At 71.7% G+C, this 26,461-nt stretch carries 19 protein-coding genes; 13 read left to right on the top strand and 6 right to left on the bottom strand.

The window, feature by feature from the left end; genetic code table 11:
- The first annotated feature begins 1 nt into the window (after position 1).
- On the top strand, positions 2-505 hold the full coding sequence (locus tag WMF31_RS31985) for a hypothetical protein (protein ID WP_436605578.1): 504 nt from the start codon (positions 2-4) through the stop codon (positions 503-505).
- 388 nt (positions 506-893) lie between these two features.
- On the opposite strand, the gene WMF31_RS31990 is transcribed toward WMF31_RS31985, so the two are convergent.
- Complete coding sequence (locus WMF31_RS31990; protein ID WP_436605579.1) at positions 894-3,344, bottom strand: ATP-dependent helicase; 2,451 nt, start codon at positions 3,342-3,344, stop codon at positions 894-896.
- Positions 3,345-3,522: 178 nt separating this feature from the next.
- Between WMF31_RS31990 and WMF31_RS31995 the strand changes: the two genes are divergently transcribed.
- Both WMF31_RS31995 and WMF31_RS32000 read left to right on the top strand, forming a co-directional pair.
- The gene (locus WMF31_RS31995; protein ID WP_436605580.1) at positions 3,523-6,102 is read left to right on the top strand and encodes an ATP-grasp domain-containing protein; all 2,580 of its coding nucleotides are present in this window, start codon (positions 3,523-3,525) and stop codon (positions 6,100-6,102) included.
- On the top strand, positions 6,099-7,301 hold the full coding sequence (locus tag WMF31_RS32000; protein WP_436605581.1) for a P1 family peptidase: 1,203 nt from the start codon (positions 6,099-6,101) through the stop codon (positions 7,299-7,301). Before WMF31_RS31995 ends, WMF31_RS32000 begins: the two co-directional genes overlap by 4 nt.
- Positions 7,302-7,471: 170 nt before the next feature.
- On the opposite strand, the gene WMF31_RS32005 is transcribed toward WMF31_RS32000, so the two are convergent.
- Positions 7,472-7,849: an STAS/SEC14 domain-containing protein gene (locus WMF31_RS32005; protein WP_165373027.1), complete on the bottom strand. Its 378-nt coding sequence runs from the start codon at positions 7,847-7,849 to the stop codon at positions 7,472-7,474.
- A gap of 270 nt (positions 7,850-8,119) precedes the next feature.
- A complete protein-coding gene (locus WMF31_RS32010) occupies positions 8,120-9,352 on the bottom strand; it encodes a glycosyltransferase (RefSeq protein ID WP_436605582.1) in 1,233 nt (410 codons plus the stop codon).
- 167 nt (positions 9,353-9,519) lie between these two features.
- Between WMF31_RS32010 and WMF31_RS32015 the strand changes: the two genes are divergently transcribed.
- The 3 genes from WMF31_RS32015 to WMF31_RS32025 are packed head-to-tail and all read left to right on the top strand — an operon-like array spanning position 9,520 to position 14,095.
- Positions 9,520-10,608 carry a Gfo/Idh/MocA family protein gene (locus tag WMF31_RS32015; protein WP_436605583.1) on the top strand — a complete coding sequence of 363 codons (1,089 nt, stop codon included), beginning with the start codon at positions 9,520-9,522 and terminating at the stop codon, positions 10,606-10,608.
- Positions 10,605-11,615: an NAD-dependent epimerase/dehydratase family protein gene (locus tag WMF31_RS32020; protein WP_436605584.1), complete on the top strand. Its 1,011-nt coding sequence runs from the start codon at positions 10,605-10,607 to the stop codon at positions 11,613-11,615. Before WMF31_RS32015 ends, WMF31_RS32020 begins: the two co-directional genes overlap by 4 nt.
- Positions 11,612-14,095: a hypothetical protein gene (locus WMF31_RS32025; RefSeq protein ID WP_436605585.1), complete on the top strand. Its 2,484-nt coding sequence runs from the start codon at positions 11,612-11,614 to the stop codon at positions 14,093-14,095. Before WMF31_RS32020 ends, WMF31_RS32025 begins: the two co-directional genes overlap by 4 nt.
- A gap of 9 nt (positions 14,096-14,104) precedes the next feature.
- On the opposite strand, the gene galE is transcribed toward WMF31_RS32025, so the two are convergent.
- Positions 14,105-15,070, bottom strand: coding sequence for a UDP-glucose 4-epimerase GalE (galE, locus tag WMF31_RS32030; protein ID WP_436605586.1), 966 nt, complete (start codon positions 15,068-15,070; stop codon positions 14,105-14,107).
- Between the two features lie 158 nt (positions 15,071-15,228).
- Here galE and WMF31_RS32035 point away from each other — a divergent pair, with 158 nt between their 5' ends.
- Both WMF31_RS32035 and WMF31_RS32040 read left to right on the top strand, forming a co-directional pair.
- Positions 15,229-16,194: a hypothetical protein gene (locus WMF31_RS32035; protein WP_436605587.1), complete on the top strand. Its 966-nt coding sequence runs from the start codon at positions 15,229-15,231 to the stop codon at positions 16,192-16,194.
- Positions 16,195-16,308: 114 nt separating this feature from the next.
- Entirely contained in the window at positions 16,309-17,691 is a 1,383-nt protein-coding gene (locus tag WMF31_RS32040; RefSeq protein ID WP_436605588.1) for an O-antigen ligase family protein, read from the top strand.
- A gap of 25 nt (positions 17,692-17,716) precedes the next feature.
- On the opposite strand, the gene WMF31_RS32045 is transcribed toward WMF31_RS32040, so the two are convergent.
- A complete protein-coding gene (locus tag WMF31_RS32045; RefSeq protein WP_436605589.1) occupies positions 17,717-18,448 on the bottom strand; it encodes a sugar transferase in 732 nt (243 codons plus the stop codon).
- A 65-nt stretch (positions 18,449-18,513) separates the two neighbouring features.
- On the opposite strand from WMF31_RS32045, the gene WMF31_RS32050 reads away from it, so the two are divergent.
- The 5 genes from WMF31_RS32050 (at position 18,514) to WMF31_RS32070 (ending at position 24,529) form a co-directional block, all read left to right on the top strand.
- Positions 18,514-19,101: an ATP-binding protein gene (locus WMF31_RS32050; RefSeq protein WP_436605590.1), complete on the top strand. Its 588-nt coding sequence runs from the start codon at positions 18,514-18,516 to the stop codon at positions 19,099-19,101.
- Positions 19,098-19,397, top strand: coding sequence for an STAS domain-containing protein (locus WMF31_RS32055; RefSeq protein WP_436605591.1), 300 nt, complete (start codon positions 19,098-19,100; stop codon positions 19,395-19,397). The genes WMF31_RS32050 and WMF31_RS32055 overlap by 4 nt, the downstream gene beginning before the upstream one ends.
- A gap of 258 nt (positions 19,398-19,655) precedes the next feature.
- Entirely contained in the window at positions 19,656-21,209 is a 1,554-nt protein-coding gene (locus tag WMF31_RS32060; RefSeq protein ID WP_436605592.1) for a GumC family protein, read from the top strand.
- The gene (locus WMF31_RS32065) at positions 21,202-23,037 is read left to right on the top strand and encodes a hypothetical protein (RefSeq protein WP_436605593.1); all 1,836 of its coding nucleotides are present in this window, start codon (positions 21,202-21,204) and stop codon (positions 23,035-23,037) included. Before WMF31_RS32060 ends, WMF31_RS32065 begins: the two co-directional genes overlap by 8 nt.
- 88 nt (positions 23,038-23,125) lie before the next feature.
- Positions 23,126-24,529 carry a hypothetical protein gene (locus WMF31_RS32070; protein ID WP_436605594.1) on the top strand — a complete coding sequence of 468 codons (1,404 nt, stop codon included), beginning with the start codon at positions 23,126-23,128 and terminating at the stop codon, positions 24,527-24,529.
- A 51-nt stretch (positions 24,530-24,580) separates the two neighbouring features.
- Here WMF31_RS32070 and WMF31_RS32075 read toward each other — a convergent pair whose 3' ends face one another.
- Complete coding sequence (locus WMF31_RS32075; RefSeq protein ID WP_436605595.1) at positions 24,581-26,278, bottom strand: SpoIIE family protein phosphatase; 1,698 nt, start codon at positions 26,276-26,278, stop codon at positions 24,581-24,583.
- Between the last annotated feature and the right edge of the window lie 183 nt (positions 26,279-26,461).

Here is a 26,461-nt window from a genome sequence, read left to right on the forward strand (position 1 = left end):
CATGTGCAAGCGTGACGAGGAGTGCATCCAGGAGTTGGCGGATGCGATCTACGAGAGCTTCAAGGCCCAGGATCCCGCCTACGCGACTCCGCGCGCCAAAGCCGGGATCGACGAAGCCATCAAATTCGCGACGCTCGTGGCGACCGTCCAGCTCACCATGGGCGTCCTGGCCGCGCGACGCTTCCGAGCGAAATATGTGCAGAAAGCACCGACGCGAGACAAGCTCCTGGATCTCCTCGACAGGTATCTTGTGGCGATGACTACAGTCAATATAGCAGCCGATGCGCCGATCCTGCGCACCATCGAGCCGACGCGCCAGATGCGCGCCCTGCTGGAGACGTGGGAGTTCAACCTCGACGTCCCCGAACCGATCGTGCAGGTCGCGCGCGCCTGGCTCGCGGCCGACGAGATCCCCGAGCCACCCGAAGGCTGGGACGATTGGCCTGGCCCCGAAGACATGCCTCAATTCGAGTTTCCTGAGCAGCCTTCGCGAGGCGGCCCGTAGGCCCTCCGGATCGACGCCATTTCGGTGGGCGCCAGGCCCCGGGCATTCGATTCAATCAATTCCTCGCGACCCCGCGCGGGCCGTGGTCGCGACGGCATCGCGGCGAACGTCATCGTCATCCAGGCCGGAGCCCGTCGTCCTGCGGGCTGAGGCCGTCATCCCGCGGCAGGCCGCCATCGTCATCCGGCAGGGAACCCATCGTCATCCACCAGGGAACCCATCGTCATCCGGCAGGGAACCCATCGTCATCCGGCAGGGAACCCATCGTCATCCGACAGGGAACCCATCGTCATCCGGCGGGAACCCGTCGTCATCCGGCACGCCGCCATCGTCATCCGGCCCGGAACTCATCGTCCCACGGCCTGGCCCCCGCCGTCCCGCGCCCCCGTCACGAGCCGGCGCGCAGGAACGCCGCCTTGATCCGCTTCTTCCCCCACCCCGAGAACTTCACCGTCACGATCGGATCCGCCCCCGGATCCACGCTCTCCACCACGCCCGGCCCGAACCGCTCGTGGAACACCCGCATCCCGCGCCGCAGCGCGAAGCCCTCGGCGCCCGCGTCGCCCCCGGCGTCGGCCGCGTCCCGCTCCACGTACCGCTCCCCTGGCGCCCGCTCGACGTCGCGCGCCGCCTGCGCCCTCCCCGGCTCGCCCTCGCGCGCGAACCGCGACCACGCGAGCCGCTCCTCGGCCTGCGCCGCGGGCCGCCGCTCCCGGCCCTCCCAGAAGCCCCGCCCCTCTCCCGCGCCGCCCGGCCTCGATCCGAACGACGAGAACCCGCCGCCGTCCACCCGCCGCTGCGCCATCATGCTGGCGGGCGTCGCCAGCGCGCGCACCGACGCGGGCGGCAGATCGGCGAGGAAGCGGCTCGGCAGGCCGTACCGCGTCTGGCCGAAGATCGCCCGCCGCGCCGCGTGCGTGATCCAGAGCCGCGCCCGCGCCCGCGTGATCGCGACGTACGCCAGGCGGCGCTCCTCCTCGATATCGCCCCTGCGGTTCGGATCCTGGCTCCGGAACGGGAACAGGTCCTCTTCCATGCCGGTCAGGAACACGGCGTGAAACTCCAGCCCCTTCGCGGCGTGGATGGTCATCATCGCCACCTTGGGCATGTCCACGAGCGCGTCGACGTCCGACACGAGGCTCACCCGCTCGAGGTAGCCGCCGAGCGTCGCCTCGTCGCCGGCGGCGAACGCCTCCTGCTCGTAGTCCACGATCGACTGCACGAGCTCCCGCAGGTTCTGGAGCCGCGCCTCCGACTCGACGCTGTCGTCCTGCTCGAGCATCCTCGCGTAGCCCGATCGCGCCAGCACCTCCTCCGCCAGCGCGCTCGGCGACGCGGTCCGCGCCTCCTTCATGAGCCCGTCCATGAGATCGCGGAAGCCGAGCAGGCTGCGCTTCGCCGCAGAAGCGAGCGGCTCGAGCCGGGCCCCCGGCATCGCCGACGGCGGCACCGCGCCCCCGACGAGCGGCTCGATCGCCTCGTAGAGCGAGACGCCGAGCGCGTCCGCCGCCTGGATGAGCTTGTCGACCGTGCTCTGGCCGATCTTGCGGGCCGGCACGTTGATGATGCGGTTCAGATCCACGTCGCTGCGCGGGTTGGCCACGACGCGCAGGTACGAGAGCAGGTTCTTCACCTCCGCCCGCTCGAAGAAGCGCGTGCCGCCGATGATCTGGTACGGGATGCGCGCCTCGCGGAGCTGCTCCTCGAGCACGCGCGACTGGGCGTGGATCCGGTAGAACACCGCGATCTCGTTCGGCGAGACGCCGCGGCCGATGAGCTCGCGGATGCACTCGACCACCCACGCGGCCTCGTCGTGCTCGCTGTCGGCGCCGACCACGTCGATCGGGTCGCCGTCCTGGTTCGCCGTCCAGAGCTCCTTCGGCTCGCGGTCCGCCGCGTGGCGGATCACGCCGAGCGCGCCGCGCACGATGTGCCCGGCCGAGCGGTAGTTCTGCTCCAGCTTCACCACCGTCGCGTGCGGGAAGTCGCGCCGGAACCCGCGGACGATCCGGACGTCCGCGCCGCGCCAGCGGTAGATGCTCTGGTCGTCGTCGCCGACCACGCAGAGGTTGTCGTGGGCCTTGCAGAACGCCCGGACCAGGCGGTACTGGACCTGGTTCACGTCCTGGAACTCGTCGACGAGCACGTGGCGGAAGCGCCCCCGGAGGTCCTCGCCGGCGAGGCTCTGCGGGTCCTCCGCGAGGCGGAGCACGGAGAGCAGGAGATCGTCGAAATCCACCGCGTTCGCCGACTTGAGGTGCCGCTCGTACGCCTCGAAGCACCGCGCGATGGCGTCGTCGAAGTAGCCTTTCCGCTCGAACTCGCCAGGCCCGCGCCCCTCCTGCTTCTCGGCGTGGATGCGCGAGAGCACCTGGCGGGGCGGATAGCGCCGATCGTCGAGGTTGAGCTCCCGGAGGATGCGGTTCATGAGCGCGCGCTGATCGTCGTCGTCGTAAATGACGAAGTTCTTCTCGAGTCCGGCCGCTTCGTGGTGCCGGCGCAGGAGGCGCGCGCACACCGCATGGAATGTGCCGACCCAGAGGTCCTTCACGATGTCGGGCCCGATGAGCCCCTCCAGCCGGCGCTTCATCTCGGACGCCGCCTTGTTCGTGAACGTCACCGCCAGGATCCGGTAGGGCGGGACACGGTGCGTGACGATGAGGTTCGCGATCCGGTAAACGATGACGCGCGTCTTGCCGCTCCCCGCGCCCGCGAAGATGAGGAGCGGCCCGTCGGCGTGGCGGGCGGCGCGCGCCTGCGGCTCGTTCAGCTCCTCGTAGGGGAGGTCGGGCTCGGGCGGCGGAAAGGCGTAGGGGTCGGGTGCGGCGAGGGGATCCACACGGGGGTCGCTAGCACGACCTCCGCGCGAGCGGGAGCCCGGCTTGCCCGGGACGGCGGCGGAACTCCCAGCTTTTTTCCCGGCAAACGCGGTGGGCTGGCCGTAATCTCCGCTCCGTGTGCGCCTCCGACAGCGCATCTTGGAGATGCGGTCCGGACGAGCCGCACATGGAGAGATCATGCGCATCGCGCTCACGCATAACCTGAAGATCACGGGGTCGGCCGAGGAAGCAGAGTTCGATAGCCCCGAGACGATCGACGCCCTCGCCGGCGCGCTCGAGCGGGCCGGGCACGAGGTGGAGCGGATCGAGGTCAGCGGGCCCGCGTCGCGGGTGCTCGCGCGGCTCGAGGCGCTCCAGCCGGATCTCATCTTCAACACGGCCGAGGGCCACAAGGGCAAGACGCGCGAGGCGTTCTATCCGTCGCTCTTCGACGAGCTCGGGATCCCGTACACCGGCTCCGACGCGTACGCGCTGAACGTCGCGCTCGACAAGTCGCTCACGAAGCGCCTGCTCGCGAGCTACGGCGTCGCCACGCCGCGCGCCCGCTTCGTCAACCGGACGACCCTGGAGAGCGGCGCGCTCGACGACGTGAGCTTCCCGGTCATCGTCAAGCCGAACTTCGAGGGCTCGTCGAAGGGGATCTCGCGCGAGTGGAGCGTCTGCGAGGACGCGTACGAGCTCGCCGCGGTGGTCGAGCGGCAGCTCGCGCGGTTCGAGGCGGGGCTGCTCGTCGAGCACTACATCGCCGGCGTCGACGTCGCGTGCGCCTTCGTCGACGGGCTCCGGGTCGGGGGCGGCGGGCGCGAGGGCGGCGGGGGCGTCCCCGAGGGGGTCCTCGATCCCGTCGAGTTCGTCATCGATCCGCGGGTGCCGGGCAGCTACAACGTCTACGACTTCAACCTGAAGCACGCGAGGCCCGAGTACGTGACGCTCCGGCCCGCGCAGCTCCCCGCGCCCACGCTCGAGCGCATCCGCTCGCTCACCGCGCGCGTCGTGCGCGCCCTGGGCCTGCGGGATCACGCCCGCTGCGAGTTCCGGGTCACGCCGTCGACGCGCAACCAGGGCCACGACGTGCACTTCCTCGAGGTCGACGGGTTGCCGACGCTCAAGCCGGGCGCCAGCGTCTTCGTGGCGGCGGCGCAGCGGGGCGTCGATTTCGACGGCGTGATCCGGGCCATCGTGCGGAGCGCCTGCAAGCGGCGGGGGCTGTTGCCGCTGCTGGAGGGCAGCCAGCCGCGCCGGGCGAAGCGGGGCTCGCTCCGGGTCGGCTTCACGTTCAACATGAAGCGGGGCGAGCCGGCCGCGGCCGAGGGGGGCTCGCCCGGCAAGGCGGGCGCGGCCGGGGCGCACGACTCGGAGGCCGAGTTCGACTCGCCGCGCACCATCCAGGCGATCGCGAGCGCCATCGAGAGCTACGGCCACACCGTGGTCCCGCTCGAGGCGACGCCGGACCTGCCGCGCGCGCTGACCGCGGCCGGGGTCGACGTGGTCTTCAACATCGCCGAGGGGCTCCGCGGCCGCGGGCGGGAGGCGCAGGTGCCGGCGCTGTGCGAGCTGCTCGGCATCCCGTACAGCGGCTCGGACGCGACCACGCTCTCCCTGGCGCTCGACAAGGGCCTGACGAAGCAGATCCTGCGGGCCGCGGGCATCGACACGGCCGAGTGGCAGGTGGTGACGACGGGGCGCGAGAAGCTGAAGGCGTTCCGCTACCCGGTGATCGTGAAGCCGAACGCCGAGGGGACCTCGAAGGGGATCACGTCCGCGTCGGTGGTCAAGGACGAGGCGGGGGCGCGCGCGGCGGCGAAGCTCCTGGTCGAGCGCTACCACCAGCCGGCGCTCATCGAGGAGTACATCGCCGGGCGCGAGTTCACCGTGGGGCTGCTCGGCGAGCGGCGGCCGAAGGTGCTGCCGCCGATGGAGGTGGTCTTCGTCGATCCGCCGGCGTACCCGGTCTACGGGTACGAGGAGAAGCAGTCGGACACGCCGCGGGTGCGGTTCGAGTGCCCGGCGCAGCTCGCGACGTCCGAGCTCCGCCGCATCGAGAAGGTCGCGCGCGACACGTTCGCGGCCCTCGCCTGCCGCGACGTGGCCCGGGTCGACCTGCGCATGGCGAAGGACGGGCGGGTGTACGTGATCGAGATCAACCCGCTGCCGGGCCTGACGCCCGACTTCAGCGATCTCTGCCAGATCGCCAAGGTGGCGGGGATGGATTACCGGTCGCTGATCGGCGAGATCCTGGCCGGGTGCCTCAAGCGCCACCGCGAGGCCCGCGCGACGGCGCCCCAGGGCGCCCTCGCCGCGGCGCGCGGGGCCGGCGCCGCCCCGACCCAGGTTGCCGCCGGCCCGACCCAGGTTGCCGCCGGCCCGACCCAGGTTGCCGCCGGCCCGACCCAGGTTGCCGCCAGCCCGACCCAGGTTGCCGCCAGCCCGACCCAGGTTGCCGCCAGCCCGACCCAGGTTGCCGCCAGCCCGACCCAGGTTGCCGCCGCCAGCCCGACCCAGGTTGCCGCCAGCCAGGTTGCCGCCAGCCCGACCCAGGTTGCCGCCAGCCCGACCCAGGTTGCCGCCAGCCCGACCCAGGTTGCCGCCAGCCCGACCCAGGTTGCCACCGGCCCGACCCAGGTTGCCGCCAGCCCGACCCAGGTTGCCGCCAGCCCGACCCAGGTTGCCACCGGCCCGACCCAGGTTGCGGCGGCCGGGTCCGCGGCGGAGCGCGCTCCCCGCTCCATCGTCGGCGAGGAGGTGAACGGCCCGTGAGCGCGTCCGCCTCCCGGATCGAGCGCCCTCGGCTGCGCGACCTTGGCGTCGCGATCGGCCGCTTCGCGACGGGTCGCGAGAACGCGATCACGGACGTCGCCGGGGTGCGGGTCCATCACGTGACCAAGATCGAGGGCGAGGGCGAGCTCGTCCCCGGCATCGGCCCGGTGCGCACGGGCGTGACCGCGGTCATGCCCGCCGAGGGCGACATCTTCCTCGACCGGGTGTTCACCGCGAGTTACGTGCTGAACGGCGCCGGCGAGGTGACCGGCCTCGCGCAGATCGACGAGTGGGGCCTCTGCGAGACCCCGATCCTGCTCTGCAGCACGCTCTGCGTGGGTCGCGTCCTCGACGCGACCGTCGCGTGGCTCTCGCGGCTTCACCCGAAGATCGGCAAGGAGTACGACGTCGTCATCCCGGTCGTCGCCGAGTGCGACGACAGCTTCCTCAACGACGCCGTGGGGCGCCACGTGACGCAGGCGGACGTCGAGGAGGCGATCGATAACGTCCGGGGTGGCCCCGTGGAGGAGGGGTGTGTCGGCGCCGGCACCGGCATGCAGACCTTCCATTTCGCGGGCGGGATCGGCACGTCGAGCCGGCGCGTCCCGGTCGGCGGGGTGGACGCGATGGTCGGGGCGCTCGTGCTCTCGAACTTCGGCGACCGCGAGCTGCTCCGGGTGGATGGGGTCCCGGTGGGCCGGCTCATCAGCGATCGCTTCAACCACGTCCCGCGGCGGGGCCCTGCGGGCTCCATCATCGTGCTCGTCGCCACCGACGCCCCGCTCATCCATCGCCAGCTCGCGCGCCTGTCGCGGCGCGCCGCGCTCGCGATCGGCCGGGCGGGCGGGTATGCGGCGAACAACTCGGGCGAGATCATCCTCTCGTGGAGCACCGCGAACCGGGTTCCTCGCCTCGGCGCGGGCGAGCGGACCGCCCCCTCGTCCAGCCGCTCGCTCAGCGCGCACCCTCTCGCGCCGGGCCGGCACATGGCCGAGCTCGTCCTGGACACGGAGCTCGACGAGCTCTACGAGGCCACCGTCGACGTGGTGGAGGAGGCGATCCTCAACGCGATCGTCGCGGGCGTCGACATGACGGGCCACAGCGGCCATCACGCCCCCGCGCTCCCCCTCGACGCCGTGGCCGAGTTCCTCCGCCGCTACCGCCCCCCCCACCCCGCCGACCCCCCCCCGTCCCTCTAGCGCCGCGCGCTCCTCCCGCCCCGCCCCGCCCACATGCGCCGCCGAGCGGCGGTCGCCCGCACAGGAGACGGGCCCAGATCGGCGTTTTCGGCGCGGAAGCGTACTCCAGTGCGCTGAGCACCGAAAACGCCGAGGTGGGCCCGTATCCGAAGCGGGCGCCCGCCGCTCGCTCACTCGGGGTCGCCGTGGAGGAGCCACTCGTGCGCCGCGTCCTCGTCCCAGAAGCGCCGGAGGACCTTGTCCGTGCCGCTCTCGCGCGCCACGCGGTTGAGCTGGAGCGCCACGATGTCGCTCTCGATGATCTCGGCGACGCGCATCACGCCGAGCTCCAGGCCGAACTCCTGGACCGAGCGGATCTTCTCCGCCACCTCGGGCGCCATCGGGCGGAAGCCCCGCACGTCGGCCTTGATCTTGATCTCCCGGCCCTGGAGGCTCTCGCACGCCTTCCGCAGCTCGCTGACGAAGTGCTCCATCTCTTCGAGGCGAACCCGCCCATCGAGAACGAAATCCACCATGGCGTGGATCCGGTCGACCTTGATCTCGAACACGTTGAGAGACCTCCTGCCAGTTCCCGAAGGGGCTGGATGGGACGGCCTCATCATACTCCGGATCGCGCGAGGCGACCGTCGGCATCGCGCCGCCCGGGCCGCGGCGATGCCGGCGTCCGAAGGTGGCGGCGCGCGCTCGGGCGCGGCGCGCACGGCGTATTTCCTGGAAATGCGACGACCGCGACGCCCGCTCCCCCGCGGCTCACGCGGCCCGGGAGCGCTCCGCGCCGCGCGCCCCTCGGGCGCGGGCCTCGCGTCCGTCGCGGCCGCTCACGCCGCCCGGACCTCGTCGAGCGACTTGCCCTGTCCGCGCCGCGCGGCGATCGCCCTCTCGTAGATGGTCGCGTACCGCGAGAGCAGCGTGGGCCATTGCCGCTCCTCCAGGATCCACGCCCGCGCGTTCTTGCCCACCTGCTCGAGGCGCTCCGGGTCCTTCAGGGCCTCCACGCACCGCCTCGTGAGGTCGGCGCTGTCACCGGCCTTGAAGACGAACCCCGTCTCGCCGTACCGCACGAGCTCCCCCATCGCCGGCACGTCGCTCACCATCACGGGCCGGGCCATGGCCATCGCCTCGAGCGGCTTGAGCGGCGTCGTGAGCGCGGTCGTCCGGGTCCGGATGCGCGGATAGACGAGCAGGCTCGCCATCGCGTAGATGTTGAACACCTCGTCGTGCGGCACCCGCCCGGTGAACGTCACCTTCGACTCCACCCCTCTCTCCCGGGCGAACGCCTTGAGCTCCATCTCCTGGCCGCCGGCCCCGGTGATCACCACGTGCGCGTCCGGGATCTCCCGGGCGATGTCGCCGATCGCCGCGATGAGCGTCTGGAGCCCCTCGTACGGCTGGAACGTGCCGACGTACCCGATGACCCGCTTTCCGGCGAGGCCGAAGCGCTCCCAGGCGCCGGGCGGGGCCTCGCGCGGCGCGAACTTGTCCGAGTCGACGCCGTTGCCCACGACGTAGAGCGCGTCCGCGCTGCGCACCCGCGGCGCGACCGCGTTCTTCAGGCTCTCGCAGATCGTCACCGTCGCGTCGGCGTACCGGTACACCACGGTCTCGAGGCCGGCCGCGATCTTGTAGGGCACCGAGTCCTCGGCGAACTTGCCGCGATCGACGGAGGCGTTCTCCCAGAGGTCGCGCACCTCGTAGACGAGCGGCAGCCCGAAGCGGCGCGCCGCCGCGAGCGCCGGCAGCCCGACCAGCATCGGCGAGTGGGCGTGCACGAGATCGGGTTGAAACTCCCGGATCGCGTCCTCGACGCGCGCCTCGAGCGCCCGCATGAGCGAGAGCTCCCGGACGACCGGCAGCCTCTTCCCCGAAGGCTCGCGCGTCCGCCAGACGGGGATGCCGCCGATCTCGTCGCGCAGCGCATCGCCGGAGCCCTGCTGCGCCGAGGTCACCACCGCCGGACGCATCCCGTGCTCGGCCTGGTGCCTGACGATGTAGTCGCTGCGGATCGTGTACCCCGCAATCACCGGCAGCGACGTATGGAGAACATGAAGCACGCGCACGGCCCACCACCCTTCCTTTGCTGACGACGCGCGGAGCAGCCTACCCGAGGCGGTCACCACCGTCACCACGCTCGTCTCTCCCCGCGCGGCGGCGCTCAGGCCCCGGCCCGACCGGAGAGCCTAGCTCTCGGCTGCCCCGTTGGGTTACGCTCCGCCGCCCCATGACCCTCAAAATCGCGATCGTCGGCTGCGGCAAGATCGCCGACGGCCACATCGAAGAGATCCAGAAGATGCCGGAGCGGGCCCGGGTCGTCTCCGTGTGCGACCAGGAGCTCCTGATGGCCGAGCAGATCGCGGTCCGCTACGGCGTCCCGAGCCACTACGACGCCTTCGACCGGATGCTCGACGCCGAGAAGCCCGACGTCGTCCACATCACCACGCCTCCGCAGTCGCACCTCTTCCTCGCGCGGCGCGCGATCGAGGCCGGCGCCCACGTGTACGTGGAGAAGCCGATTGCGCTGAACCTCGCGGACGTGCGGCGCCTCATCGATCTGTGCACCGCCGCCGGGAAGAAGATGACCGTCGGCTGGGAGTACCTGTTCGATCCGCCGGCCATCGAGATGCGGCGGCTCATCGCCGAGGGCGTGCTCGGCGCCCCCGTCCACGTGGAGAGCTGCTTCGGCTACAACCTCTCTGGCCCGTTCGGGGCGGCGCTCCTCGGCGACGGCTCGCACTGGGTCCATCGCCTCCCCGGCAAGCTGTTCCACAACAACATCGATCACCTGCTGAACAAGCTGGTCGAGTTCGTGGACGACGAGCAGCCGAAGGTCACCGCGTTCGCCTACGCGCTCCGGGAGAAGCGGTTCGGCGACGCGCGCGACGACATGCTGGACGAGCTCCGGGTCACGGTGCAGGGCGCGCGCGTCAGCGGCTACGGGACGTTCTCGTCGCACGCGCGGCCGCCCGGGCACTTCGTCCGCGTCTACGGCACGAAGAACACGCTCCACGTCGATCTCACGAGCCGCACCGTGACGCTCGACGCGGCGCCGAGGCTGCCGAGCGCCATCGGGCGCGTCGTCCCCGCCTTCGATCAGGCCCTCTCGTACCTGCGCGAGGGCGGAAAGAACGTGGCGCGGTTCGCCCGCAGCGACTTCCACTTCTTCTCGGGGATGAACCGCCTGATCGGGCTCTTCTACGACAGCATCACGCGGGGCGCGGAGCTGCCCATCTCGTACCGGGACATGATCCGGGTCGCGTGGATGATGGACGAGATCTTCCGGCAGATCCCGCAGGAGAAGGCGCGCACATGAAAGTCCTTGTCACCGGATCGAACGGCTTCCTCGGGTCGGCGCTCGTCGACCGGCTGCTCGCCCACGGCGAGACCGACGTCCGCTGCCTCGTCCGCCCCGCGAGCAACCGCGCCCGGCTCGAGGAGATCGAGCGGCGGCGGGGGATCGCGCTCGACGTGACCGTGGGCTCCCTCGGCACGAAGGAGGCCGCCGAGCGCGCGGTCGAGGGGGTCGACGTCGTCTACCACGTCGCCGCGGCCATGGGCGGCGCGCCCGCGGACATGTTCCTGAACACCGTGGTCGCCTCGAAGAACCTGCTCGAGGCGCTGGCGCACACCGGCCGGTCGCCCCGGGTCATCCTCATCAGCTCCTTCGGCGTCTACGGCGTGGCCGACCTCCCGCGGGGGTACCTCGTCGACGAGAACACGCCGCTCGAGACGCGGCCCGCGCAGCGGGACCTCTACTCGCAGGCGAAGCTCCGGCAGGAGAAGCTGTTCTGGGAGTACCAGGCGCGCTACGGCTTCCCGCTGACGGTGCTCCGCCCCGGCGTCATCTACGGCCCGGGCGGCAACGCCTTCTCCGGCCGCGTGGGGATGAACCTGTTCGGCGTCTTCCTGCACCTCGGCGGCGACAACCTCCTCCCGCTCACGTACGTCGACAACTGCGCGGAGGCGATCGCCCTCGCCGGCCGGAGCGACGTCGCGAAGGGGCAGGTCTACAACGTCCACGACGACGACCTGCCCACGTGCGACGCCTACCTCGCCCGCTACAAGCGCGAGGTGAAGCCGATCCGCTCGATCCCGGTCCCCTACGTCGCCCTCGCCGGGATATCGAAGCTCGTGGAGCGCTACCACGCCTACTCGAAGGGCCAGCTCCCGGCCATCTTCACCCCCTACAAGACCGCGACCACCTGGAAGGGCAACCGGTTCGACAACACCAAGCTGAAGGCGCTCGGCTGGAAGCAGCTCGTCTCGACCGAGGAGGGCCTGCAGCGGACGTTCGCGTACCTCCGGGCGCTCTCGGCATGACGGCCCGGCGGCCCTTCGCGCTCACGCTCGCGCTCGTCCTCGCGGGCCTGTTCGCCGGCTGCGGCTGCGAGCGGCGGCTGATCCCGGGACCGCCCGCCTCGACGGCGCAGGGCAGCGCGCAGTCAGGGGCCGAGACGCGGTCGGGCGCCGCCGCCCTCGCCGTCGCGCCGCCGCCCTTCGAGGCGCCGCCCGCGCCGCCGGCCACGCCCGCGAAGGGGCACCCGCGGCTCTGGGTGCGCGCGGCCGACCTGCCGAAGCTCCGGGCGCGCGCCACGCCGGCCAACCCCATCTTCAAGGAGCTCGCGGCCGTCGCGGCCGAGGCCGTGGAGGCGATGGACCGGGGCGAGATCCCCTCCGAGGGCCCCTGCGCGTACCGGCGCGTCTACTGCGAGGCGCACGCCGAGCTGTTCGCCTTCATGTCGCTCGTCTCGAACGACGAGGCGGCCCGCAACGACTACGCCGCCCGCGCGCGGAAGATCCTGCTTTACATCATGGATCGCGTGAAGAAGGGCGATCCCAAGGATCCGTTCAACCGGCGGTTCTCGACGGGCGATCGCGCCCGCTGGGCCGGCGAGTCGTTCGGCCTCACGGTCGACTGGATCTACGGGTACCTCTCGGCCGAGGACAAGGCCGCGATCCGGCCCGTCTTCCTGCGCTGGGCGGAGGACCAGCTCCGGTCGTCGACGACCAGCCACGACCACCCCGAGCCGATCGGCGCGCTGAACGATCCGTCGATGCTCAAGGAGCCGAAGAAGCGCCGGTACGCCGTGAACAACTACTTCACGTCGCACATGCGCAACCTCACGCTCCTGTCGCTCGCGTTCGACGAGGCCGACGATCCGCCGGACCCCGGGCACAAGGGCACCTACCCGCGGCTCAGGGACTACTTCGCCAACGTCACCGGGGCGTGGCTCTACATGACCGACAGCATCCTCCGGAACGACGCGCGCGGCGGCGCGCCGCCGGAGGGGTTCCAGTACGGCCCCGCGACGCTGGGCTACGTGAGCCAGACGCTCCTCGCCATCCAGACCGCCGGCGAGGCCGATCCGGCGAAGTGGGGCCCGCAGGTGCACCTCGACGGCAACCCCTTCTGGCACGAGGTCATCCCGGCCCACCTCCACAGCCTGAGCCCCGGCACGGTCAAGAGCTGGGGCGGGCCGGTCCACGAGGCCGCGTGGACGGGCGACGGCGAGCGCTACGCGCTCGCGGATCACATCGACCCGTTCGCGGCGCTCGGCCTCCACGCCGAGAACAGCGGCAACGCCGAGCGCCTGAACGCGCTCCGCTGGATGGTGATCCACGCGGGCCCGGGGGGCGCGGACGCCCTGCCGCGCCGCGCGCGCTCGCGGCTCGGGCAGGTCTACAAGCGCCACTCCATCCTGTACTTCCTGCTGCTCGATCCGGCGGTCACCCCGACCGACCCGCGCCCGTCGATCCCGCTCACGCACTACGGCGCCGGGCTCGGCCAGATCTTCGCGAGGACGAGCTGGGGGCCCGAGGCGACCTGGCTCCACTTCCAGCTCGGCTGGGAGCAGATCGACCACCAGCACGGCGACGGCCTCAGCTTCGGCTTCTACCGCGGCGGCGAGTGGCTCACGAAGGAGCGCGTCGGGTACGGCGCGTTCTTCATGAACTCCGACCAGCACAACACCCTCGCCGTCGAGAACGACAGGAACCGCCGCCACGACGACGCGATCCGCGGCGGGCTCTGGAGGCGCGGGTCCCAGTGGCCGCTCGTGCACACCGACGACCCCCGGGTGCTCGCGAAGAGCTTCGCCGAGGGCTACGTCTACGTCCTCGGCGACGCGACCGCGCTCTACAACTCCCGGTACGAGAACATCGACGACGTGAAGCACGTCAGCCGGTCGCTCGTGTGGCTCAAGCCGGACCACCTCGTGATCTACGACCGCGCCGAGACGGGCAAGGAGGGGCGCTTCAAGCGCTTCTTCCTGCAGACGCCGACCGTCGCGCAGGTCTCGGGCAAGCTGGCGACCGTCACGACCGCCAAGGGGCAGAAGCTCTTCGTGACCACGCTGCAGCCCGACAGCCCCGTCATCACGGCCGAGGCGTACGAGCCGGGGGGCACGTGGGAGACGAAGCCGGCCGAGAACGAGTCGATGCTCGCGACCCTGCGGGTCGAGCCGCCCGCGATGCCGAGGAGCGCGCGCTTCCTCCACGTGCTCCAGGGCGCCGCCGGCGGCGCGACGGCGGACCCGGCGGCGCTCGTGCGCACGACGCAGGGCACGCCGTTCGCGGGCGCCGCGGTGAAGGGGACGCTGGTCCTGTTCCCGGTCGAGCTGGGCCCCGTCTCCGAGGTGCGGTTCACCGCGCCGCAGGGCGTGACGCGGCACCTCGTCACGGGGCTCGCCCCCTCCGCCTCGTACGACGTGATCAGGAAGCCCGCGGGCGGCGGCGCCGAGATCACCGTCCGCCCCGGCTCGGCCGTCAAGGCCGACGAGGGCGGTGTCCTCTCCTTCTGAGCCGCCGCCTCACCGCCTCGACCGGAGCGCGTCCTCGATGAGCGTGGGCAGGTCCGAGCGCACCGCGCGCCAGCCGAGCACCTGCTCTGCCCGCGCGGGGGATGCGACCAGCGCCGACGGGTCCCCCGCCCGGCGCGCGCCCACGTTGAACGGCACCGGCTTGCCGAGGATCCGGCTCGCCGCGTCGATCACCTCCCGCACCGTGCTCCCCCGCCCCGTGCCGAGGTTCAGCGGGCCGACGTCGCGCCCCTGCTCGAGCAGCGCGATCGCGCGGAGGTGCGCGCTCACGAGATCGCTGACGTGGATGTAGTCGCGCTCGCACGTGCCGTCGCGGGTCGGGTAATCCGTGCCGAAGAGGGTCAGCGGCGGCCGGCGGCCCAGCGCGGCGTCGATGACGAGCGGGATCAGGTGGGTCTCCGGCTCGTGCATCTCGCGGAGCAGGCCGTCCTCCTGGGCGCCGGCCGCGTTGAAGTAGCGCAGCGCCGCCCATTTCAGCCCGTACGCCTTGCCGTAGGCCTCCAGCGCGTACTCGAAGGCGAGCTTGGACGCGCCGTAGGCGTTGACCGGCCTCTTCGGCGCGTCCTCCACGATCGGCACGACCTCGGGCTCGCCGTAGACGGCCGCGGTCGAGGAGAACACCATCCGGAGGACCGAGGCCTCGCGCGCGCAGTCGAGCAGCGCGAGCGCCCGCACGAGGTTCACGTCGAGGTAGAGCGCGGGGTTCGTCACGGACTCCCCCACCTGGATCTTCCCGGCGAAGTGCACGATGGCGTCCACGCTCGCCCGCCGGAGCAGGTCGCGCACGAGCGCCTTGTCGCCGATGTCCCCCCGGATCGTCGTCACCCCCGCCGGCATGGGCGGGTCCGTGCCCGCCGATCCGTCGTCGAGCACCACGACCTCGCGCCCGACCCGCGACGCCGCCCACACGAAATGCGACCCCACGAAGCCGAGGCCGCCTGTCACCAAGATGGCCATTGCTCGCCCGCGCGCCTTTCCCGGCCGGCTGTTCCGGCCGAACCGCGCGAGAATATCCGCGCGGCCTCGCCGGCGCCAGGCGCCTCGGGCCCGCTTGTCGTCGGCGCGCCCCACTGCGATACTCCAGGATCACCGCCCGCGTCCTTCACGGAGAGGTCATGAGCAAGAAACGACTCGTCTTTGCCGGCGCGTTCCTCGTCGCGCTGGGCGCCCTGTTCATCCCCATCGAGGGCAAGGCCCCCGCGGCGACCGGCCCGACGGCGAAGGCCAGCGCGCTCGACCTCTCCGGCTTCTCGAGCGCCCCGCCCGGCGCCCCGCTCGATCTCCTGTTCATCCACCACTCGGTCGGCGGCCAGCTCCTCACGGATCCGGGCCCCGAGAAGGAGAAGGCCTCGTGCGTCTACGAGGCGCACCCGAACGGCGGCGGGCTCAGGCGGAAGCTCACGGAGCAGGGCTACCGCGTCCACGAGGCCTCCTACGGCAGCGAGATCGGCGAGGACACCGATCTCTTCCACTGGGCGCCCAAGTTCCGCGACAAGATGGACAAGCTGCTCCGGGTCGCCCTGAACGACGAGGTGCTCCCCGAGGGCGAGGTCAACCGGATCGTCGTCTTCAAGTCCTGTTATCCGAACAACCGCTTCCGCGGCGAGGGCACCGCCCCGGGCAATCCGGCCGGCCCCGAGCTCACGGTCTGGAACGCGAAGGCCGCGCTGACGTCGCTCCTGCCCGAGCTCGCGAAGCGGAAGGACACGCTGTTCGTCTACCTCACCGCCCCCGCCAACGTCCTCAAGCGCTCGACGGAGCCCGCGTGGAAGTGGACCGCGAAGCGGATCCTCGGCAAGCCCACCGACGAGGAGATCGCGCAGCGCCAGGCCGATCTCGCGCGCTCGTTCAACAACTGGGTCAAATCGCCCGACGGCTGGCTCAGCGGTTATCCGGAGAAGAACGTGGTCGTCTTCGATTACTACGACGTGCTCACGAACCGGGGCGAGTCCAATTTCTCCCTGCACGGCTCCCAGGGGAACACCGACAACCACCCTTCCAGCGAGGGCAACGCGAGGGCCGCGGATGAGCTCGTGCCGTTCATCAACCGGGCCGTCCGCCGCGCGGGCCTCGTCCCGTAGCGGCGCCGGCCTGGTGCGCGCCGGACGGCCGCGAGCCCGCAAGTGGCTTGACGCGGACCGCCGTCGTCCGGAACGTCGCCGTCCACCCGAACCGCGTCTCCGCTGAGGACCCTCATGCTCGCGCTCCCCGGGGTCATCCTTCTCATCATCTTCATCTACGGCAGGCCTCAGGAGTGGGACGAGCGCTTCGAGAGCCTGCCGTTCCTCTACCTCTGGCTCGGCCTCGCGTTCATGGGCATGGGCCTCGACCTCGCCATGGGCAAGGTCCGGCTCAAGGCGACCCCGCAGCTCCGGTGGGCCATCGTCGTTTACCTGTGGTGCGTGTTCACGCTCATGGTGAGGAACCCCGCCGCGTTCTCCGGGGGGTTCGTCTCGATCAGCGTGACGTTCGTGCTCTTCTTCCTGATCGGGCATAGCGCCGACGGGTTCGCCGGCTTCCGGAAGCTCGCCGCCACGGTGCTGATCATGGGCCTGTTCGTCGCGGGCGTCTCCGTGCACCAGGGGTTCTCGTCGTGGCAGTGCCTCGCGATGACCGAGACCATCGGCGGCACGCGCGGCGAGGCGGGCATCCCCGACGGCCGCCCCTGCGAGCGCCGCATCGACTGCTACGAGCAGGCGGGGGCCAACCCCGAGGCCGAGTACCTCTGCGAGCGCGTCGGCCTCTTCAAGACGTCGACGATCAACGGCCGCGTGCGCTGGCGCGGCGTGCTCCAGGATCCGAACGAGCTCGCGCTCACGGCGAGCATCGTGCTGCCGTTCAGCTTCGCGCTGTTCGAGCAGAAGCGCTCGTTCACGCGCGCGGTCCTGGTCCTCGTGTCGCTCCTCGTGATCGCGACCGCCGTCATCCTCACGCAGTCACGCGGCGGCCAGCTCGTCTTCGCGACGGTGCTCGGCGTCTACTTCGTCAAGAAGTACGGCATCCGCGGCGCGCTCTTCGGCGCGGTCGTCGCGATGCCGCTGATGCTGCTCGGCGGCCGCGGCGGCGGCGAGGCGGACGAGTCGGCGAACGAGCGCACCGAGATCCTGTCCGAGGGCCTGAACATCTACCGCATGTTCCCGCTGATGGGCGCGGGCTTCCGCCAGTTCACGGAGCACCACTGGCTCACCGCGCACAACGCGTACCTCCTCGCCCTCGCGGAGCTCGGCCCGCTCGGGATGTTCGCGTGGACGGCGATGATCTACCTCACGCTCAAGATCTCGCTGACCGCGCTGAAGCGCTACGAGCACGGCGCCCAGTTCGCGATGATCCGGGCCTGGTCCATGGCCGTCCTCGCCGGGTTCTGCGGGATGATGGTCGGGATCTTCTTCCTCTCGTTCACTTACCACTACGTGCTCTGGATCTACTTCGGCCTCGCGGGGTCGCTGTACTGCTCCATCAAGGGCGTGGACCCGAGCTTCTCGGTCCGGCTCGAGCGGCGCGACGTGCTCCGGCTCGTCCTGGGCAACGTCGGCCTGGTGACCGCGATCGCGGTGTACACGAAGTCGAAGGGATACTAGGGCGGCCTTCGGCCGGGAGGCGCGCTCAGCGCCCGAGGCCGAGGGCCATCACGAGCGGCGTCTTCAGGAGGATGGAGAGCTCCATCTGCAGGTACGTCGAGAGCTTCTCGAGCGACGCGGCGTACGCGAGATCGAACAGCAGCTTCATCCGCATGTCGTCGGCCTCGGCCCCCTCCGCCTCCTCGAGGCCGAACGGGTTGGTCAACGTCGCCTCGAACGCGGCGACCTCGCTCTCCGCCGGGGCGCGGCCGGAATAGCCCAGCGAGACCTGCGCGAGCCCCGTGATGCCGGGCTTGATGTCGCGCATCCGCTCCTCGAAGAAGGGAATGGCGAGCGCCAGGTTGACGAGCAGCTCCGGGCGCTCGGGGCGCGGCCCCACGAGGCTCATGTCGCCCAGGAGCACGCTCCAGAACTGCGGGATCTCATCCAGGCGCGTCTTGCGCAGGAAGCGCCCGACGCGCGTGATGCGCGGATCGTCCTGCTGCGCGAGCACGGGGCCGGTCATCTTCTCGGCATCGACGCGCATGGAACGGAACTTGCGCATGTGAAACTCGACGAACCGCGGATAGCTCACGCCGTCCCGCACCTCCGTGCCGATGAGCATCCCGGCGCGGCGCTGCATATAGAAGATCGGCCCGGGCGATTCGAGGTAGATGGCCGCGCCGATGATGGGGTAGAGCGGGAGGGTCAGCGTGAGCCCCACGAGCGAGCCCGCGATGTCGATCGCACGTTTGGCTACACGAACGCCAGGTGTCACTGTTTACCTTGTGGCTCCCATAGTCGAGAACGTGGTAGGGTACAAGCTCGGATGGAGGTTTGGGCGTGATCCGACTCCGTGTACCAGGTTCATTGACCTATCGCCACCTCGCCCTCCGCGTGGTGGCGGCCGCTTGCAAGATGGCCGCGCCACGGAGGGTCGATGGCGGGTCGCCTGGCCCGACCGAGGAGGAGTTCGAGGCCCAGACCGTCTCGGCGTTCGGTGAGGCGTTCAACAACATCGCGATTCACGGCTACCGCGCCGGGCCGCCGGGCGACGTGGACATCGAGATCGAGTCCGACGCGGACGGCATCATCATCCGCCTGATGGATACGGGGTGCAGCTTCGATCCCGCGAGCATCGAGAGCCCCCCCATCGACGACCTCCCCGAGTCCGGGATGGGGCTCTTCATCATCAAGTCGTTCATGGACGAGGTCGATTACCGGCCCGGCAGCCCCAATGTCCTCCGCCTGGTGAAGCGCAGGGAGGGGAGCTCGTGCTCCGCGGGCGACGGGAGCGAAGGCGACAGCGAACAAGGGCATACCGACGCCGATTTCACCGAGGCGAAGGGGCATCGGGCGAGCAGTTTTCGAATGCGGAGCGTCTCCCGCGTGGGCGCAGCCCGCGCCGCTGGGGGAATCAAGATCCAATGAGCTATACGCGGACCGATAACGGCAGTGAAACGATCGTGCAGTTCGAGGGGACCCTCGACGCAGTGACCGCTCCGGAGTTCAGGACGCTGGTGGACGAGCTGGTGGCCGAGAACCGGCAGAACATCACGCTCGAGCTCTCGTCCCTCCGGTTGATCGACAGCTCTGGCGTCGGCGTCATCGTCTCGCTGTTCAAGCGGGTGCGCGCCAACGGCGGCCAGGTACGGATCGTCGGGCTGCGGGATCAGCCGCGCGCCATCTTCCGCCTGCTGCGGCTCGATCGGGTGTTCCCCACGTGACGCCGCGGCGCAGCCCGCTCGCCCGCGGCCGGGCGGCGGCGGTGGCGATGCCCACCAGCCGCCGCGCGGGAGCGGCGGAGCGGTCGCGCGCGCCGCGCCGCTCCGCCCCGCGCGCACGCTGCGCCCGCTGATCGCGGACCGGGTGCAACAAGCTGGCGCTCGGGCGTCGCACGTCTACCATAGGCAGCCAGTCTGCCGGACTGGGGTGTGCGTTCTCCGGGTCGGGCGGAGCAAGGCAACCTTCGAGGAGCGGGGAACATGGACAAGAAGATCAACCAGCAGACCTCCGGGCCTACCCCGCCCCAGGAGGCGCTCGGGGCATTGCCCGTCGACGTCGCGGCGCGGGCTGCGGGGCCGCAGCCGCCCAGCGTCACCTCGATGATCAATCGCACGCTGGCGCACTGGTACGTGGCGGTGCTCGTGGCGATCGCGGGGGTGGCGTTCACGGCGGTCGTCGTGAAGTCGAGGAAGCCGGTCTACCGCTCCGAGACCGTGATCTTCTACCGGGAGGGCGTGAAGTCGACGTACCTCGGGCCCGACGGGCCCGACCCGCTCCGCACCCTGGCGGCGCGGCTGAAGGAGACGCTGCTCGCGCGCTCGAACCTCGAGAAGGTCGTGACCGAGTTCGACCTCTTCCCCGAGGTCCGCGAGAAGCGCGGCATGGTCGACGCGGTCGATCGGCTCCGCAGCAAGGTCATCTTCAAGACCCGCTCGCCCGACACCTTCGCGATCTCGGCCGAGGGGCAGACGCGCGAGCAGGCGCAGGAGGTGACGCAGAGGCTCGCGGACATCCTCGTCGAGGAGACGACGCGCGTGCGCAGGACGCAGGCGAAGATCACGACGGAGTTCCTCGATGCCGAGCTGAAGCGCGCCGAGCAGGACGTCGAGAAGGCCGAGACCGAGCTCGCGGCGTTCCTCGCCGAGCACCCCGAGTTCGCCGCGGAGACGGCCTCGCCCGGCGGCGCGCAGGCCGGCGCCGCCGTCCGCGCGTCGCGCGCGGCGGCGACCGGCAGCGACCCGACGCTGGAGGCCCTCGAGCGGCAGGCGCCCCGCCTGCGGGCCAGGCTGACCGGCAAGCCGGAGCCGGCGGCGGCCGCCCCGCCGACGCCTCCCCCTGCGCTCGTGCGGCAGAAAGAGCAGGCCGAGCAGGAGCTCGCGGCCGCGCGGCGGGACCTCATGAGCAAGCAGTCCCGCTTCACCGAGCAGCACCCGGACGTCCGGGCCGCGATGCTCCGCGTGAGCAACGCGGAGGCGGCGCTGAGGCGCGCCGAGGACGCGCTCATCCTGCCGCCGGCGCCGGTCGTGGACGTCGCGGCGACCGATGAGGCCGAGAAGGCGAAGATCAGGGCCCAGCTCCAGAAGATCGAGCGCGAGATCGCGGCGCGCAAGAGCGCGAAGCGCGGGAACCAGGCCGACGCGAGCGAGACGGCGAAGCAGATCATCAACATCGAGACCGAGTGGTCCCGGCTCAGCCGCGAGAAGGCGCGGGCGCAGCAGCGGCTCGCCGACCTCGAGGGCAAGTCGTTCCGCGCGGAGATGGCCGCGAGCTCGGAGCAGGGCGGCTACTCGGCGCAGATCGAGGTGCTCGATCCGGCGTTCAGGCCGAGCGCGCCCTCGGGCCCGTCGCGCATGATCCTGGCCCTCGGCGGGCTGGTCATGTCCATCGCGGCCGGCATCGCGGCCGCGGCGGCGCGTGGCATCGTGCTCGATGACCGGGTGTACGACATGGAAGACATCGATCGAATGGCGCTCGCTCCGGTGCTCGTCGTCGTGCCGGCCGCCGCGCGCGGGTCCCGGAGGCGCCGTGGCTGAAGCGGGCGGTGCTGAGCCGGGAAAGCCCCCGCCGGTCGCATCCCTGGAGCGGGCGCTCGATCAGGTCTGCGATTTCCTGAGTCGCGCCGAGCAGACCGCGCGGGTCCGCGCCCTCGTCATCGAGGCGCGGAGGCTCCGCAACGTGGTCGGGAACTGGCGCTCGATCGCGCCGGATCCGGACGTGCGCGAGGAGATGATCGCCCGCGTCCTGCGCCTCGCGAACGACGCCGAGGACGTGGTCTCCGCGGAGCGATCGAGCCCCGGCCAGGAGGACCCGAGCACCTCGAGCGGGTCGTTCGACGCGCCGCCCCTCCGGCAGGACCTCCTGCCGCCGGGGCCCGCGCAGCCCGCGGGCCTGCGCCTCGGTCCCGGCGCGATGCCGGGCGCTCACACCGGCGGCATGCCGCCCGCCAGGGCCCCGTCGCCCGGGGCGGCGCTGTTCCTGGCGGGGGCGCCCGCGGAGCAGGCGCATCCCGGGGCGGGGCGCGGCGTGGTCACGGCGGCGGCGCTGTCTCCCGGGCCGGGGCGAGCCGGCGTGGGCTCGGCGCTCCCGCGCGTCGTCGATCTGAGCGCCACGCTGAGCAGCCCCGTGCTCGCGCCCGGCGGTGCGAGGGCGCCGAGCTCGCCGGCGCTGCCGGTGACCATCGAGCGGGTCATCGCACCCCCGGCGCGCGACGTGGGGGTCCGCGACGCGCCGGCGCAGCCCGTGGGCTCGCCGCAGCTCGATCGCGGCCTCGGCGGCGCGTTCCCCTCGCCTCCCTCGCTCGTCTTCGACCGCGTGGTCCCGCCGGCCGGGCGCGAGGTGACCGTGCGCGAGGCGCCGGCGCCCCCGCCCCCCGCGGAGAGGCCGCCGCTCGAGCGCTCGCAGACCAGCAGCTTCGCCTCGCCGCCCTCGCTCGTCTTCGACCGCGTGGTGCCGCCCCCGCACTACGCCCCTTCCGACGCGCGGCAGCGGCCGGCAGAGGACGTGTTCGAGTCGCCGCCGTCGCTTCACATCGAGCAGGCGCGCTCGCTCTCCGGGGGCCCGGACAGCCTCGGGCTGCTCCCGGAGTCCGGTTCCCCGGGCTACCCGGGCGCGATCACGGTGCGCCCGCTGCCGATGCCGGACTCCGTGGACCCGAGCATCGTGATGGTCCACGCGCCGTACTCGCCGCAGGCCGACGCCTACCGCACGCTCCGGCGCAAGCTGCCGCCGGGCTCCGCGGTCACGATCGCCGTGACCAGCGCGCTGCCGGGCGAGGGCAAGACGTCGTGCGCCATCAACCTCGCGCTCGCGCTCCGGGAGACCATCCGCGGGAAGATCCTCCTCGTGGAGGCGAACATCCGCGCGCCCGGCATCGCGAAGGCGCTGCGGTTCGAGCCCCCGAGCTGCTTCACGGAGCAGCTCCAGCGCCACCGCGACGATCGGCTCGCGCCCTGGGTCGTCGTCGAGCAGGCGGCGCCGGCGCCCACGGCGACGTCCAGCGACGACAGCGGCGAGTCCTCGGACCGGAGCGCCCCCTCGGGCAGCAGACCGCTCGACCCGAGGCTCTCCCTCCAGGCGCCCATTCACATCCTGGCCGTCGATCCGCGCACCGAGCGGCCGCCCATGCTCGACGCGGTGGCGTTCTCGGCCGGGCTCGAGAGCCTCAAGCGCGCGGGCTATTCCTACATCATCATCGACACGCCGCCCGTGCTGGGCGCCATGGACATGAACGTGATCGGGGACTCGGTCGACGGCGTGATCCTGACGTCGGTCGTCAAGAAGTCGACCCGCAAGGCGCTCCGCCAGGCCATCGAGCAGCTCCGGCCAGCGCCGGTCCTCGGCGTCGTCCTCGTCGAGCTCTGAGGCGCCGGCTCCCCGGCCGGCGCCTTCCGGGCCGGGAGGTCGGGGAGGCGTAGCCGAGCGCCGGCTCCATTGTTACCTTGCGGCCCTCATGCGCTCCGGACGAGGTATTGCGGTCGCGGCCTTCGGCTGCGCGATCCTCACGCAGGGCCGCGCGCGAGCGCAGGACGCGTTCCTCCAGGGCGTCTTCGCCGGCACGGTCGGCGTCACCGACAACGTGAGCGGAGCGGCGGAGCCGCCGGCGGGCCCGGGACCGGAGGCCGACGGCTTCGGGACCGCGAGCCCGGGCCTCGTCTTCACCTACGCCACGCCGCGGACCGCGCACACGCTGTCGTACACGTTCGCGGCGAGCTTCTTCTTCCTGCACCCGGAGGCGAGCTCGTACTCGAACACGGCCGTCTATTCGGGCCGCTTCGTCACGTCGCCGAGGACGTCGCTGACGCTCGGCGCGAGCGGCTCGCAAGGCCAGCTCAACACCTTCCAGCTCGAGCAGGCCCCGGCCGCGGGGACGCCCCAGAACATCGCCGGCGGGACGACGAATTTCGTGCAGGGGTCGCTCAACGAGGGGTTCTCGGTGCAGCTCTCGCCGATCTGGTCGCTCGGACAGGCGGCCACCTTCGGCGTCTACAACCCGCTCCAGGACCGCCCGCAGCGCACGCTCAGCGCGGCGAACACGCTGAGCCTGCAGCGGCTCTTCCCCGACGACATCGCGTCCCTCGCGCTCTCGGTCGGCTACACCCACTTCGGCAACGTCCCCGTCAGCGACACGGACCCCGACACCCCGGACACGTACACCTCGCGCGAGCAGCTCCTGAGCACGCTGGTGGCCAGCTGGCAGCACGACTTCGGGCATCGCCTCTCGAGCCAGCTCGACGTCGGCGGGACCCTCGCGGCGGACCTGCGCGGCGGCGCCGACGCGCTCGCGCGGCCGGCCGCGCTCGCGGCGCTGCGCTACGCGCACGATCGGGGCGAGGCCGAGTTCGCGTACTCCTACTCGGCGGCGCCCAACGTCTTCCTGCAGCAGATCCAGCTCTCGCATCAGCTGACGCTCCGCGCCGCCGCCCCGCTCCGCCCCGCGTGGCACCTGTCGGTCGAGGGCTCGGCCGGCGCGCAGATCGCCCAGCCGGTCGAGCGGAGCACCGAGGGAGAGCTCACCACGGGGCCGACCACGCGCGCGGTGCTCACCGACGTGGCGCTGCTCTGGAGCCCCGTCCTCGTCATCCCGGACTTCGCGCTCGCGCTCCGCTACCAGCACACGAGCCAGCGCGCCGAGGCGAGGACGGAGGGCGGCGACGCGACGCTCCTCTTCCGGAACGCGGTCCTCGTGACGGTGTCGGGGGCGTTCCCCCGGAGGATGGAGCCGGGCTCGCGCATCTCGATGACCCAGCCGTTCGGCTCGGCAGGCCCCGAGGGCGCGCGCCGCCGGCGGCCGACGCCGGCCCCCGAGCCGGCGGAGGGCTCGGCGCCCCCGTCGTCCGGCCACGGCGCGCGGTAGCGCCAGGCGGCCGGTGGAGGCGGCCGCCTCGCACCGCGCCTGCGGCGCGGGTCAGATGCGGCGCGCGAGGAGGAACGCCCTGTCGTCCTCGGGGAGCTGGTCGCCCCGGAACTCCTCGAGCATGTGCGTGAGCTTGTCGGCGATGGCCGCGACAGGGCGGCCGGCGCAGGCGGAGCAGAGCTTGGCGAAGCCGGTGCCGAGCGCGTGCAGGCCGAGCATCTGCTTGGACGAGTTGCGCAGCTCGGTGAGCCCGTCGGTGTACATCGTGAGCACCTCGCCCGGCGCGAGCACGCTCTGGTGCGCCTCCATGGGCACCGGGCCGACCCCGAGCGCCGGGTTCACGGCCGCCTGGAGGTGCCGCAGGCCGCCCTCGGACGTCGCCACCAGCGCGGGCGGGTGCCCCGCGTTGACGCACTCCATGCGGCCCGTCACCGGATCGAGGGCGACCGCCACCATCGTCACGAACGAGTGCTCGGGCAGGTACTCGCAGAGGTAGGCGTTCAGTCGATCCATCATGCCCGTGATCCCCCGGCCGGCGTCGACCGTCGCCCGGACCATCGTGTGCACGCTGGACCCGACGAGCGCGGCCTGGAGCCCCTTGCCGCAGACGTCCGCCACCGCGAGCAGGATGCGGCCGTCCGGCATCGGGACGATATCCACGTAGTCGCCCCCGACCCACCGGCACGGCTCGAAGCCGAGCGCCACGTCCAGCGACCTGAAGTCCAGCCGCTTCGGGACGAGGGCGCGCTGGATCTGGTGGGCCATCTCGAGCTCGCGCTCGATCGCCGCGTGCGCCTGCGCGTGGCGCCGCGCCTCCCAGGCCGACTCGGCCTGCTGGTAGACCTCGGCCGCGAGCGCGATGAGCCCGAGCCACTCGACGCTGCCGAAGTCGGGCGGCAGTGTCACGTAGAGCAGGTTCATCATCTGCTCGTCGACGCGCAGCGGGCACGCGACGACCCAGAGCGCCATGACGTCGCGCGACATCGTGAGCTCGACCGTGGCGCTGTCGCTCACGAGGTTGCCGGCGAGGACCGGCTCGCGCGTGTCCTGCACGGCCGCGAGCACGCGGCGCGAGATGTACGGGGGAGCGACCGAGTCCTCACGCCGGAGCGACTGGAACGGGCGGTGTGGCCCGGACAGGATCGTCAGCGCGCCGTTCTGCCGGAGCCGCAGCGCGAGCGCCATGCTGCCGTGGAAGTCCTCGCGGACCATCAGCTGGCAGAGCGCGTCGAACCGGTCGGTGGCGTCCTCGATGCTGAGGAGCCGCCGCGACAGGTCCATCAGGGTGAAGAGGTGCTTCGCCGCGATGCGCGGCGGATCGAGCTCGCCGAGCTTGCGGATCGCGGTCGGCTTGTCCTCCTCGAAGTGGAGGCCGCCCGGGTCGATCGGCACGCGGGGGGTCCGCGCCGTGAGCTGGAACTCGATGAGGTAGTCGCCGATCCCGATGCGATCGCCCGGCTTCAGCACCTTCTCGTTGATGCGCTCGTCGTTGACGAGGGTGCCGTTGGTGCTGCCGAGATCGCGGATCCACCACCGGCCGAAGGGGTCGCAGAAGAGCTCCGCGTGGCGCCGGGAGACCGTGTAATGGTCGAGCGTGAGCTGCACGCCCGGCGCCCGGCCGATGACGATGTGGGACTCCGTGAGCGGCCGCCGCGTCGCCGGGAGATCGCCGAGCCGGATCTCCAGATGACCCTTCCAATCCGAGCTCGACGGCGCAGGGCCCAGACTGTCATCTGCAGGCGACATCATTCGACCTGGCCCGACCATGGGCGGCGGCGTGGACATGGACCGTCTTCGATGGGTACCGAACCGGCGCCCTGACATCAAGGGGATGCTCGCGAAATCGCGAGCATCCCCTTGATGTCAGGGCGCCCTCGCCCGTGACGGCGGAGCGCCGCGAGCCGCCCGCGGAGCACCGCCCGCGGCGCGGCC

Source organism: Sorangium sp. So ce1036 (genome assembly GCF_051369805.1).
In the GTDB taxonomy this organism is placed as follows: Bacteria; Myxococcota_A; Polyangia; order Polyangiales; family Polyangiaceae; genus Sorangium; species Sorangium cellulosum_F.